Annotated in this window: 9 protein-coding genes; 7 read left to right on the forward strand and 2 right to left on the reverse strand. The window is 69.9% G+C overall.

The window, feature by feature from the left end:
- Positions 1 to 56: 56 nt before the first annotated feature.
- Positions 57 to 2504, reverse strand: coding sequence for a transglycosylase domain-containing protein (locus tag JIG36_RS09830; RefSeq protein ID WP_203375703.1), 2448 nt, complete (start codon positions 2502 to 2504; stop codon positions 57 to 59).
- Between the two features lie 1182 nt (positions 2505 to 3686).
- Between JIG36_RS09830 and JIG36_RS09835 the strand changes: the two genes are divergently transcribed.
- The 7 genes from JIG36_RS09835 (at position 3687) to JIG36_RS53200 (ending at position 12082) form a co-directional block, all read left to right on the forward strand.
- Positions 3687 to 4658 (forward strand): L-histidine N(alpha)-methyltransferase, encoded by a 972-nt coding sequence (locus JIG36_RS09835; protein ID WP_203375704.1) that lies wholly within the window; start codon positions 3687 to 3689, stop codon positions 4656 to 4658.
- 143 nt (positions 4659 to 4801) lie between these two features.
- Positions 4802 to 6196, forward strand: coding sequence for a class I SAM-dependent methyltransferase (locus JIG36_RS53975; protein ID WP_307872640.1), 1395 nt, complete (start codon positions 4802 to 4804; stop codon positions 6194 to 6196).
- 50 nt (positions 6197 to 6246) lie between these two features.
- The gene (locus JIG36_RS09845; protein WP_203375706.1) at positions 6247 to 9009 is read left to right on the forward strand and encodes a prenyltransferase/squalene oxidase repeat-containing protein; all 2763 of its coding nucleotides are present in this window, start codon (positions 6247 to 6249) and stop codon (positions 9007 to 9009) included.
- Entirely contained in the window at positions 9006 to 9386 is a 381-nt protein-coding gene (locus JIG36_RS09850) for a hypothetical protein (RefSeq protein WP_203375707.1), read from the forward strand. Before JIG36_RS09845 ends, JIG36_RS09850 begins: the two co-directional genes overlap by 4 nt.
- 66 nt (positions 9387 to 9452) lie before the next feature.
- Positions 9453 to 10061 carry an RBBP9/YdeN family alpha/beta hydrolase gene (locus JIG36_RS09855; protein ID WP_203375708.1) on the forward strand — a complete coding sequence of 203 codons (609 nt, stop codon included), beginning with the start codon at positions 9453 to 9455 and terminating at the stop codon, positions 10059 to 10061.
- Between the two features lie 28 nt (positions 10062 to 10089).
- Entirely contained in the window at positions 10090 to 11892 is a 1803-nt protein-coding gene (locus JIG36_RS09860) for a glycosyltransferase family 4 protein (protein ID WP_203375709.1), read from the forward strand.
- 58 nt (positions 11893 to 11950) lie between these two features.
- On the forward strand, positions 11951 to 12082 hold the full coding sequence (locus JIG36_RS53200) for a hypothetical protein (protein ID WP_268919551.1): 132 nt from the start codon (positions 11951 to 11953) through the stop codon (positions 12080 to 12082).
- A 69-nt stretch (positions 12083 to 12151) separates the two neighbouring features.
- Here the strand turns inward: JIG36_RS53200 and JIG36_RS09865 are convergent, their stop codons facing one another.
- Complete coding sequence (locus JIG36_RS09865; protein WP_369076874.1) at positions 12152 to 12871, reverse strand: ABC transporter ATP-binding protein; 720 nt, start codon at positions 12869 to 12871, stop codon at positions 12152 to 12154.
- Between the last annotated feature and the right edge of the window lies 1 nt (position 12872).

The raw sequence follows: 12872 nt of genomic DNA on the forward strand, positions 1-12872 counted from the left end.
TGAGGTTTCGGTCACCCTCCGGAATGGTTTGGCAACTCTCCGGAGGGTGACCGGTGCTATCGGGGGTTGCCCCCGCCGCCCTGGTTCTCGCCGGCGCCCGTTCCGGGCTGGCCCGTGCCGGGGTTGTTGACGATCGGCGGGGTGACCGTGCCGCCGGGGTTGTTCGGGTCGACGCCGGGCGGGCAGACGGTGCCGCCCAGGATGCAGCCGTTGCTCGGCGGCTCGGGCAGCGGGTCGAGGCCGTTGCCCTTCTTGTTCGGGTCGCCGACCTTCACGTCCGGCGGGAACGAGCTCTTCTCGGCGTCCAGGGCCTTGTTGGCCAGGTCCATGAAGACCTTCCAGGTGTCGCCCGGGGTGGAACCGCCGGTCATGCCCTTCTTGCCGCCGCCCGGCTTGTAGATCGGCAGCAGCTGCATCTGCTTCTTGACCTCTTTTTCGCGGCCGATCCAGACCGAGGCGGCGAGGTGCGGCGTGCCGCCCACCCACCAGGCGTCACCGTTCTCGCCGGTCTTGCCGTCCTTGTACTCCCAGGTGCCGGACTTGCCGATGGCGTCGTAGCCGTTGCGCAGGTTCTGGCCGTTCTTGCCGGGGATCTTCTGCAGCACGGTGTCGATCGCCGCGACGACGCCCGGGTCGAAGGCCGGGGTCGCCTTGATCCGCTCGGTGTGGATCGTCTTGAACTTGCCGGTCTTCTCGTCGCGCTGCTGCACCGACTTCACGAAGTGGGCCTTGATGTAGTTGCCCTCGTTGGCCAGCGTCGCCACACCGTTGGCGTGGTCGAGCGCGGTCACCGCGTACTGACCGTAGCCGATCTCGTTGCCGTACTGCTTGAGCTCGGACTCCTTGGCCTTGTTGAGGTCGACCCGGGCACCGATCTTGGTGGGGGACGAGATGTACTGGATTCCGGCCTTGTGCGCCGCCTCGGCCACCTTGTCCGGTCCGAGCGCCGCGGCCAGGTGGTAGAAGGGGAAGTTGTACGACTGGATGGTCGCCTCGGCCAGCGGGCAGCGCCGCTTGTCACAGGTGAAGTTCGTACGGCTGGAGTTGTTGATCGCGTCGCCGCCGACCTTCTTGGCCTCGGAGTCCCACGTGGTGTCGAGGCCGTAGCCGTCGCTCAGCGCGGCCAGCAGCGTGTAGACCTTGAACGACGAGCCGGGCGGGCGGCCGCCGCCGATGAAGTCGCCGTCGTCGTTGTAGTTCGGGCCGGCGTAGTCCCAGCCCACGCCGTCCGGGCCGCCGTAGTAGGCCATCACGTGCCCGGTCTGGGGGTCGACGGCGACCAGAGCGGTCTTGTACGTCGCGTCGAGCTTGCGCAGCGGCGACTTGTCGCTGGTGCGCATCGCGGCGGTCTCGGCCGCCTTCTGCACGCCCGGGTTGATCGTGGTGGTGATCCGCAGACCACCCTTCTTCTGCTGCTCGTCGGTGATGCCCATCGCGCGCAGTTCCTGCTTGACGTACTTCACGATCTTGCCGGAGGCCTTGTCGTTGCCGCAGGAGGTGCGGCACGCGTCCGGGTCGAACTTGGCGACGGTCGGATACTTCGGCGGCACCGTCTTGATCCAGCCCTTTTCGAGCATGTTGTTGATCGTGTACTGCCAGCGGATCTTGGCGTCGGTGAGGTTGTTCTGCGGGTCGTAGCCGCGGTGGGTGGCCGAGGGCTCGGGCTGCTTGATCACCGAGGCGATGACGGCGGCCTCGGCCGCGGTGATCGCGCCCTTGGTGCCGGGCGGGGTCAGCGACGAGCGGCTGGGGCCGAAGTACGCCTTCACGGCGGCCTCGATGCCGTACGCGCCCCGGCCGAAGTACACCGAGTTGAGGTAGCGCCCGAGGATCTCGCCCTTGGAGTAGTGGTCCTCCATCTTGCGGGCGATGACGGCCTCGCGCAGCTTGCGGTTGTAGCTGATCTCCTTCAGCTCGGCGGCGTGCCGCGCGTACTGCTGGGTGATCGTCGAGGCGCCCTGCTGGTCGCCGCCGGTGAAGTTGTTCCAGGCGGCGCGGGCGATGCCCTTCATGTCGATGCCGTTGTGGTCGAGGAAGTTCTTGTCCTCGGCCGCCATGACCGCCTGCCCGATGACCGGGTTGATGCTGGCGAACGGCACCTGCTGACGGGTCGAGCTGCCGATGGTCGCGATCTGCGTCTTGTTGTCGGCCGCGTAGATCTGGGTGACCTGGTCCTCGGCCTTGGGCTCGGTGAACTGCACGTCGTCGAAGAAGTAGGCCCCGCCGACCACGCCGGCGCCGAGCACGATCACCAGCACCGCCGCGGCCACCGTCAGCAGGTTGGTGCGGCGGCGCTTCTTGGCCGCCTTGGCCTGGTCCTTCAGGCGCTTGGGGGAGGGGGGCTCACCGGCCGCCTTGGGCCGGACCGCGGCCCGGGCGACGGCGCCGCTCGGACCGGCCGGGCTGACCGAGGCGCGGCCGCCGACGCTCGCGCGACCCCCGGCACCGGCCGAGCCCACGCTCGCCGAGCCCACACTGGCCGAGCCCACGGATGCGGAACCCACGGATGCCGAGCCGACGCTCGCGGAACCCACCGACGCGGAACCCACCGATGCCCGTCCGCTCGAGGCGCCACCTGCGGGAACAGGGCTGCTGCTACCTCGCACCGGGGCCGAGCCGGATCCGGGCACGCTGGCCCGGGCGCTCGCGGACTGCGGATCTCCGTAGGGGTTCATCTGTCCTCGTCGTCGCCGAAGTGGATCTCTTTACTACACGACCGAGGCAAGACCGGACAATGCGTCTCTCAGGGTCGCGCGCGTGCCTCGGGGGCGCGCGCGTGCCTCAGAGGCGCGTGCTCGGTGATGCCGTGCTCCGGGAAGCCATGGTAAGGGTGAGCGCGCGCTGTCCGGACCCGGAGATTCATCCTCACCGTTGTCCGCGCGCCCGGTGCGCCGTGGCGCCGAGCCGCGTTTGCGCTTCGTGCGGGCCTCGTCCGCACCCTCGGGAGGTCTCGGAGACGGTCGATGGGCGCGGCCGCCTCCGGCGACCCGGGCAACCCGGTCCTGGCCTCGGCAATCGTCCCTTCCGGCCGGGAAACCGGTCTCGACTCCGGAGTGGCAAGCAACACACACGGACGGTCGAGATTCGGGCCCGCCCAAGCCCGCCCAAAAGTAGCTAAACGGACCATTCACTCAAACCGCTTCGGTGGCCCGGGTTGTCCGTACGCTTCGGCGCGTCGCCCCGGCCGCGAGCTCCGGCTGCGTCAGAATCTCGAGAGCCCGGACGGGGCCGGGGGCGCCGCTCGACCGGCCCGTTCCCCCGGGGCGCCGCGCCGATCCGTGAAAAAGGAAGTAGCAGGCGTTGGTCTCTTAAGGTGCGTACGTCGCAGATCGCTCCGGCCCGTTCCGCACCCCGTGGGTTGTGGCCGCACATGGGCCGATCGACGTCACCGGCGCTCCTGAAGTACCTCAGCAACGGTCCGTTCGGCCGATCCACTGTGGCCGGATGGTGCTCAGAATTGGCCGTTCAGGGCTGGCTGTCACTCGTCCCGGGATTTGCTCACGCCATCGATGTCCGTCATACGGAGGATGGGGTTCTCACTCATCTTCATGGCACTCTGAGAAACTAGGTGGTCGCGTTCCGTACGCGTAACGTATCTCAACCGGAGGGTCGACCCACGGCCGCAGCGGGAGGGGCGGGGCGAGTTGGGGGAACCACGGCGAAACATGGCCGTTCCGCACAGGCGGATGGCGGGGGATGCCTTATCCGAAACAGATCCCGTACGACCGAACTGCACCTCGTATTTCGAGCACGGCCACCGTCGGCCCCTGATCGACGGCATCGCCGACGGGCGGGTCCCGCTGAAGTTCGCGTACGCGGGGAGCGCCGCCTTCACCCACGACCAGTACGCCAGCACCACCGGCTACGCCGACATGATGACCTCGGCCCAGCGCGAGTCGGACGTGCTGTTCGCCTCCGGCGCCTGCGCCCCGGCCCTGTCCGGGGTCGTCGAGGTCGGGCCCGGCAACGGCCGGCACAGTGTCGCGTTGCTCGACCGGTTGCGCGCCGGCGGCCTCGGCATACGGCGTTACCTGGGCCTCGACTTCAGTGCCACCCTCCTGGGGATCTCGTCCGACCGGCTGCGCCGCTGCCTTCCGCCCGAGCTGCGGGTCGACACCGCGGTCTGGGACATGGAGGGCGCGCCGACCGCGGTGGTCGAGAACTGGCGGCCGGACGGCCGTCCCGTGCTGGCCTGCCTGGTCGGGCACACGGTCGGCAACTTCGAGGATCCCGTGCAGGCGATGCGCAACCTGGCCGGCCTGCTGCGCCCCTCCGACGTGCTCCTGGCCAGCGTGCTGCTGCGGCCGATGCCGGTCGCGGCCGGCCTGTCGATGTCGGCCTACCGCACCGAGGAATTCCGGCAGGCCGCTCTCGAACCGATGTTCGCGGCCGGCATGAAAGCCGGCGAATTGGAATTCACCGTCGATTATCGCGACGGCGCCTTTGTCGGTGAGGTCACGCTGTTGCGGAGTGCCCGCCTCGACGGTGTGAATCTTCCGAGCGGTTATCGCTTTCGATGTTTCATGTCCCGCCGCTTCGAGAGCGCGGACGTTGTTCATCTGTTCGAATCCGCGGGCTGGGCGATCTGCTCCGCATTTGTTGACCAGGACAGCGATCATATGACTGTCGTCGCTTCCCGGGCCGAGGAGTTGAGATGACCATAGATTCGCGAAATCCGGCCGGATTCGCCGGTAACGCATTGATCGAACGCGCCCGGCGGGCGTGCTCGCTGCACCGGGTGGCGTTCGAGGGAACCGACCCCTACAGCGTCCGGGTCCCGTCGGCCGCGGTCGACGAACTCGTGCAGAGCCTCAGCAGCACGGTCCGCAACCGGGTGGCCCAGATCGTGCCGTTCGCCCCGCAGGCCCGCTCGGCCAGCGCCTTCTCCGGCCGGCTGTGGCGGCACGTCGCGCAGAGCTTCCCCGTGGAGCGCTATTACCTCTTCCCCTCGGGCGAGGAGAACCGCCGGCAGGCCCAGCTCCAGGTCGACGAGGACCAGCGTTACGACCTCTACTCGGCGCATCTGCCGGTCACCTCGGGCGGGTGGAGCGCATCGCCGCCGGTCCCCATGAACACCCTCTGGCTGATCGACGACGAGGTGGTGGTCCGTCAGGAGGCGAGCGGGCGTGGCGCCGGCTCGTGGCTGGTCACCGTCCGCCCGTCCGAGGTGCAGCGCGCCCGTGATCTGGTGCAGACGCTGCGCGATCAGGTCGGCATGCCGGCGGCCGGGGGACTGTCCGGCCCGGACATCACCCAGTGGCTGCTGGAGTCGGCCGAGAAGGTGTTCAACGCGGCTCAGCTCTCCTGCACGGGCAGCGAATACATCGACGACAAGGACTGCGAGTGGTATCACGGCGCCTGGCAGTACCTCCGGTTGCTCGACATGGTCAGCAGCCCGACCTGGCACCCCGACTTCTACGCACGTGAGCTGCGCGCGGCCATCCATGAGCGCGGCGCCCGGCGGATCCTGATCAGCGGCGCCGCCGACTGGACCACCCTGGCCTTCGTGCTCGATGCCGCGAAGCTGCCGTCCGGCGACCCCGTGCCCGGGCTGGATGTGCACGTCGTCGACCTCTGCCCGACACCTCTGATGTCGTGCTCCTGGTTCACCCGGCGATGGGGGGACGGGCGCTTCCCGGTCACCACGCACCAGGCGAACGTCCTTCGAACGGGTGATCTCCGGAAGCAGGGCGTTCCGCCGGAGGGGTCGTTCGACCTCGTCGTGGCCGACGCCTTCCTGACGCGATTCGCACCGGTCGATGCGCGGCGGGTGCTGCGGAAATGGTACAAATTGCTGCGTCCGGGCGGCAGTGTGGTGACGACGGTGCGCCTGCACGCGCGAAACCGCTACCCCGACCGGGACGGCGCCGATCCGGAATTCGACGGCTTGCGGCGCGTGACCAACCAGGTGGACGATTTCGAGTTGCGTCTGCGAGATCGCGCAGGCGTTTGGCAGGATATGCTTTCGATCGATCTGGAGGATCTTTCGCGCGCCGGTCGGCGATATGCGAAACGGATAATTAGCCACGACCTGGGCGACGCCGACCACATCGCCACCGCATTTAAAGATCAACGATTCCACGAGATTTGTATGGACAGTGCGCGGGTACAAGGCGAACTCGTCGGAACCGAGTACGCCCGGATCACCGCTGTGCGTCCGGGCTCGCGAGCCGCTGCAAGGGCCGATAAGGACTGACCCGGGCGTTCCCGCGGTGCCGTCCACCGCCGGAAGGGAGCGCACCGCACGTGACCTCCGACGCTTCCGGATGGGACGAGCTCGAACGGGTCGGAGCAGACTCCGACCCGTCGGCGATCCTGGAGGCGGCCCGCACCGACCTGAAGGCTCTCGCCGACCGGGTCGAGGAGCGGCTCAGCGCCGACCCGGCCCTGCGTCTGCTGGTGTCGATCGACTACGGCGGTCCGATCGGCCCGCACCTGCTGGTCCGGGTGGGCGACCGGCCCGAGCCCGTCATGATCACGGACCGGGTGCTGGTGCGTGCCCTGGAGCGCGGGGTCCGTCCGCTGGAGCTGCTGGCCTATGCGATCGCCGCGCCACTGCCGCTCGACCCCGGCTGGCGCCCGCGGCGGATCGGACACGCCACTCCGCCCAACGAGGAGCAGGCGCGCAACCATCAGCGGATCTTCCGCAACACCGGCGCCTACGAGCAGGTCGACCGTGCCCTGACCCGGGGGCGGGACGTCCTGGTGGTCGGCCCGCACGGCTCCGGGCGCTCGGCGTTGATCGGCACCATCGCCCGCCGGCTCGGCAACCTTCCCTACCAGCAGCGGCGGGGGATCATCTGGCTGAACCTGACCGACCCGGCCGACGGTCCCGAGTCGATCGTCATGGCCCTGCTCGAGGCCGAACGCCACGAGGGCTACGTCGTGGTCGTCGAGGGGCTGCAGGCCAACCTTCCCGTGCTCGACGCGCTGTTCCAGTTCATCACCCGTCTGCGCGCCGAGTTCGGCCTGCGGGTCCAGGTGCTGGCCTCGGGGTGGCGGTCGGTGGCCGACCTGCTCGGCCGCGACGGCAGCTTCGCGCTGACCCAGATCCGGGTCGACGCCCGCGCGACGATCGACGTGATGCTGAGGGAGAGCATCCCGTCCGCCGTCGAACGCGCCAAGATCCGTCCGCTCCTGGTGGACGACGTCCACCTGGCGGCCCGGGCCATCGACATCTACAAGCGCACCGGCAAGGTGCCCACCGAGGTGCAGCTGGGTGTCGAGTTCACCAAGCCGGACGCGTCGGGCGAGGAGCGGCACGCGCTGTACTTCCTCGCCTGCCTGGGCTATTTCGGTCTCGCGTTGCCGGAGAAGGAGGCGGCGCGCTTCGGCGACGGCGTCGTGGAGCGGTTGCACAAGGACGATCTCGTGCATCGCACCGACGGCGCCTACGCCATCGCGCCCCGGCGCCGGGCCAAGATCGTGCTGCGGCACGCGCTGAACAACTGGAGCGGCGACCTGCGCGACGAGGACGCGCCCGAGTCGATCGTCTGGCAGCACCTGCAGGAGGGTGGCGAACGGCTGATCCGGGCCACCCTGAGCCAGATCGAGCTGGTCGTCTCGCCCGAGGAGCTGCGCCCCGAGAGCCTGTCCCTGCTGGCCGCGTGGGAGCGGTCCGAGCAGCTGGGCGACTGGCTCGAGCGACGCACCCGCGACGATCCGCGGTGGGGCAACAACCTGGGGTCGGCGGTCTTCGCCGCGATCGCCCTGACCCGGCTCAACCGGGAGAGCCAGTGGCTGTCCATCGCCGAGCCGATCCGGGGCCACTGGCGATACGACGACCCGGAGAAGCGGGTGCTCGACTACGTCGGCGAGCACACCACCGACTTCGCCGACTTCGACGAGATCGCCGTCCGGATGCGCATCGAGGACGAGCTGTCGGGCCGGGCCGGGCACCCGACCGGCATCCCGTGGGACAAGTTCGACCGGGAGCACGCCTACCGGAACTGGGCTCTGGGCCTGCTGCTCTGCCTGGAGGGGACGGCCCCTTCCGAGTCCCGCGACGAGCAGCGGATCGAGCAGCTCCTCAAGCTGGCCGAGCGGGCGGCCGAGCCGGACGGGAGTTTCTATCCGGCCCGGGTGCCGTGGGTGACCGCCCGCATCGTGATCGGCCTGCTGCACGCCGAACTGTCCCCGCAGGACAACCCGACGATCATGAAGGCCTGCAAGTGGCTGCTGAGCCTGGTCACCAAGAAGGAGCGGCCGGCCGAGGGGGAGCCGCCGGAGACGTCGTCCTGGTGGCGTGGTGGCACCGGATCGTGGAACCGCGACGAGGCCACCACCGCGATGTGCCTCACCGCGCTGATCCTGGCCGGGTTCGGCGAGCGGGAGCAGGTCGCGACCGCCCTGACCTGGCTGCGCGGCCGCGAGCCGCAGTGGTGCAAGACCGACCACGAGATCGACCTCGCCCAGGTCGTGGAGACGCTCGCCGCCGCCGACGAGCCGTTCGACTCGTACCTGCGTGAGCTGCTGGACCGCACCCTGCAGGAACTCGATTCCGAACCGGCCGAACGCCCCGAGGAGCAGCTGCGGACGGCGTTCCTCGCCGCCCAGCTCTCCGAGATCGTGCGGCAGACCGTCCACAACGAGTTCCTACGGCTGCTGCGCGACGTGATGAAGCCCGGCGTTGCCACGCCCGAGACGCCGGCTGCGGAGCCGGTCGTCGAGAGTCCGAGCACCGGCCCCGTCGCCGAGCCGGTGGCCGAGGGCCCCTGCGGCCTGCTCCCGGCACAGCTGGAGAGCTGGCAGGAGGCGTGCCTGATGCTGTCCCAGAAGCTCACGGAGCAGATCAGCGGCCGCCAGTCCGTCGACGCGCCCACGGTGCAGCGCGGGCTGAAGGAGAAGCTTGCTCAGCGCGACCGCTACTTCCGGCTGCGCGAGAGGCTGACGGCCCGGGCGCCCGCCACGGTGCTGGTCGAGCTCAACCAGCTCGGCCTGCTGGTCTGCGGGCAGACGTGGCCGCCCTTGCCCTTCCCCGACCGCTACTGCGACGATGATGCGCCGTGATCCAGTGGCTACCGGCCTCCTCCTCGCTGAACTTCCTCGCCGGCATCTTCGCCGGCGCGGGCATCAACCTGATCACCTCGGTGGCGACCGGCCCCGAGGGCGGTGTCTCATCGGGCAAACTGGCCCTCGACTCGGTGTTCTGGGTGCTGGCGGCCGCGTTCCTGACCTGGGCGGCCCAGGTGATCCAGCGGGGCGAACGCGAAGCCGACCGGACGATCGCGCCCGACTTCTCGGACGACGAGGAACGCGAAGTCAGGCAGGTGCTCCAGCGTCGATCGGTGCGCCGCGCGCGCTGGCCGCTGGTGTACACCGCGGTGTCGCTGGCCGGTGCGATCGCGCTGCTGCCCCGGTTCATCCATTGGAGTGCTCTGTTCTGACCCCCGGCCCCGCCCGTCGTTGCTCTCGGCAGACTGCTGGTCTGCCATTCGTAAGGGAGAAGATTCATGGCCGTGCCGACTGAGCGGGGAGCTCGCCGGTTCCTCATCCTGCACGGCTGGCAGAACCGGCAACCGGAGGAGCACTGGCAGCATCGGCTCTGCAAACGGCTGACCGAACGCGGCCACGACGTCAGCTATCCCGCGCTGCCCGAGCCCGACTTCCCGGCGCTGAAGGAGTGGACCGGCGCGATCGAGGAGGAACTGGTCCGCGGCCGCGGCGACGAGCTGGTCGTGATCGCGCACAGCCTGGCCTGCATCGCCTGGATCCACCTGCCGCAACTGGCCCGGCGTTTCCACCCGCCGGTCAGCCGTCTGCTGTTCGTCGCGCCACCCAGCCCGGCGTTTCTCGCCAAGACTCCCGAACTGCGCGAGTTTCAGTTCGCCGAGGGCGCCGACCGGCTGGTCAAGGACACCACGGTGGCGCCGCCCCGGCTGGCCTGCTCGACCGGCGACCCGTACTGCGAGCCGCCGGCGAACCAGCTCTACGACGCGGTGTTCGATGTGGATCTCATTGACGGCGCCGGCCACTTCGATCTGGAGGGTGCCGGGTATGGCGAGTGGCCGTCCGTGCTGGCCTGGTGCGAGAACGGAACGGTGCGCCTGACCGGGCGGTGACCTTGCCCGGGCCGACTAACATCCGGCCATGGACGACAAGCTCGTGCAGCTCGCGGAGGCGTTCCGCGAGACGGCCGGGAAGCGGATTCCCGAGGCTCGCGTGGCCGACCTGGCCAACAGTGTGGCCGCCCGGCTCGCTGGCAAGATCGTCTTCCCCGAGGAGACCGGCCGGCGCCTGCCCGAGGTCCGGGTCGCGCCTCCGGCCGGCGAGACCAGGCCGTGGCTCGTCGCCTTCGCCGTGTGGCCCGGCGCGGGGCTCGGCGAGACCCTCGACACCCGCGTCGCCGACCAGCTGCACGAGTCGGTGCGCCTGCGCAACGAGTTCCCGGCGGGCGTGCGCCTCGGTCTGATGATCGTCGTGGTCGGCCCGGGCGGCGGGTTGCCTCCGGTCGACCTCGAACGGGTCACCCGGCTCGCCGTCGCCTTCGACAGCGTGGTCGTCGGGCGCGTCGGCGACGAGGACGACTGGGTGCGGGTCACCCGGCACGGCTCGACGGAACTGGGCGGCCTGCCCGACGCGACCTATCAGCTCACCCTGGAGCCACCGGCTCCGGTGCCGGCCCCGGCTCCGGTTCCTCCCGCGGAGCCGCCCGCCGTTGCGCCGCTGCGGTTCCTCCTGGTCGGCAGCGAGTGGGAATCGGAGAACGGCGGCGTCTCGACCCTCAACCGGCACCTGGCGATCGCCCTCGCTGCGGCCGGGGTCGAGGTGCACGTGGCTGTCCCGGAGGCGAGCACGGCCGCACGTGAGGCGGCGGCCCGGGCCGGTCGGCCCGGGATGCCGGTCATCCGTCTTGCGGCACCCGCGCCGGTCCCCGGCATCACGGGCCTGAGCATCCTGCTGACCAGGCCCGAGTTCGACGACGAGGACTACTGGCCCGACGTGATCGTCGGGCACGGCCGGATCCTCGGCCCCTACGCGTACGCCCTGCAGAGGTCCTTCTTCCCGGGGGCCAAGCGCCTGCACATCGTGCACACCGACGCCGCGCGGCTGGAAGCCACCAAGGAGGAGCCCGACGGCGAGTCCCGCATGATGACGGCGCAGGAGCGGAGCCAGATCGAGATGGCCCTGGCCGAGTCGGCCGACGTGGTGGCGGGAGTCGGGCCGCTGCTGGCCGAGTCGATCGAGCACCGTCTGCACCGCCGGGGCAAGAAGGCGGTCACTCTCCTGCCCGGGTTGCCCGACGACTACGAGGTCGACCCCTCCAACTGGCCGGCGCCGCGACAGGTGCTGCTGATCGCCCGGGCCGAGGACGTACGGGTCAAGGGCATCGACATCGCCGTCCGCGCGGTCCGGTCGGCCGCCGAGAAGCTCGGCCCCGGCCCGCAGAATCGACCCTGGCTGGTGATCCGAGGGCTCCCCCTGGATCACGACGACGAGGAGCGGAACCGTCTCAAGAAGCTGGCCGGCCCGGTCGACCTCGAGTTCCGGCCCCGCATCACTTCGCGGAAGGCGCTGCTCGACGACCTGGGGGAGTCGCGTGTCGTCATCATGCCGTCCCGGCACGAGGGCTTCGGCCTGGCCGGCTATGAGGCGATCGCGGCCGGCATCCCGGTGCTGATCAGCGAGGAGAGCGGCCTCGCCCGGATGCTGACCCGGCTGACCAAGGACGAAGACCTCCCACAGCCGCGGGAGATCATCGCTGTCCGCGGGGAGGAGGAGTCCGAGGACGACGTGGTCGAGGCGTGGGCCGGGGCTCTCACCACCGTGCTCAGCACGCCGCGGCAGTCCTTCGCCCGGGCGGCCGAGTTGCGGGCCGAGTTGCGGGAGCAGATCAGCTGGCCGCGCACCGTGGCCGAGTTGCTGCACAGCCTGGGTTACGCCGAACGCTGAGGTCCCGAACGGGAGCGACCGCATCCGATTGATCGATAAACGTCGATGGGAGGGTGCCGTGAGCGGGGTTGCTGCGCTTCTGGCCGGGGTTCTGGGGCTGGCGCCGGTGGTGGCCACCGAAGGGACGTCGGTGATCGTGGAACCGGATGCACCCGACGTGGTGACCCTGGCGCAGGTCGACAACGACTGACCGGATCGTTGCGTTACGAAACCGGCGCCGAGCGTTGTCCACGGATCGGCCGATGACCCGGATCCGGGCTTATCCACAGCTGAGCAGGATGCGGGGGCGGCCGGCGGCGTCGGTGGTAACTTGCGCCGTGACGCCGAAGACCTCGGCTATCCGGGCCGGGGTCAGCACTGACGACGACGGGCCGGTGGCGACCACCCGGCCCTCGGTCAGCAGCACGACCTGGGTGCAGTACTGGGCGGCCAGGTCCAGGTCGTGCAGGGCCGCCACCACCGTGACCGGCATGTTCGACAGCGTTTCCAGCAGGGCGAAACGGTGGCGGATGTCGAGGTGGTTGGTGGGCTCGTCGAGCAGCAGCACCTCGGGGTCCTGGGCCAGCGCGCGGGCGATGGCGACCCGCTGGCGTTCGCCTCCGGAGAGGGAAGACCAAGCGCGATGCTCCCAGCCGGGCAGGTCGACCTTGGACAAGGCCTCGGCCACGTGGGCGGCGTCGGCCGTGGTGGTGGGGGAGAGGCGGGGGCGGTGGGGGATGCGGCCCAGCTGCACCACGTCGCCGACCGTCATGTCGACCTCGTCGGGGGTGTGCTGCATGACTGTGGCCACGTGGCGGGCGAACGTGCGGCGGGGCATCGGGGCGCCGTCGATCAGGACCTGGCCGGTGTCGGGGCGGTCCAGGCCGGCCAGGGTGCGCAGCAGGGTTGACTTGCCGGAGCCGTTCGGGCCCAGCAAGCCGACTATGCCGCGGGCGGCCTCGAACGAGATGTCGTCCAGGAACGGGAGACGTCTCGACACG

The sequence above is a fragment of the Paractinoplanes ovalisporus genome (genome assembly GCF_016834655.1).
In the GTDB taxonomy this organism is placed as follows: Bacteria; Actinomycetota; Actinomycetes; order Mycobacteriales; family Micromonosporaceae; genus Actinoplanes; species Actinoplanes ovalisporus.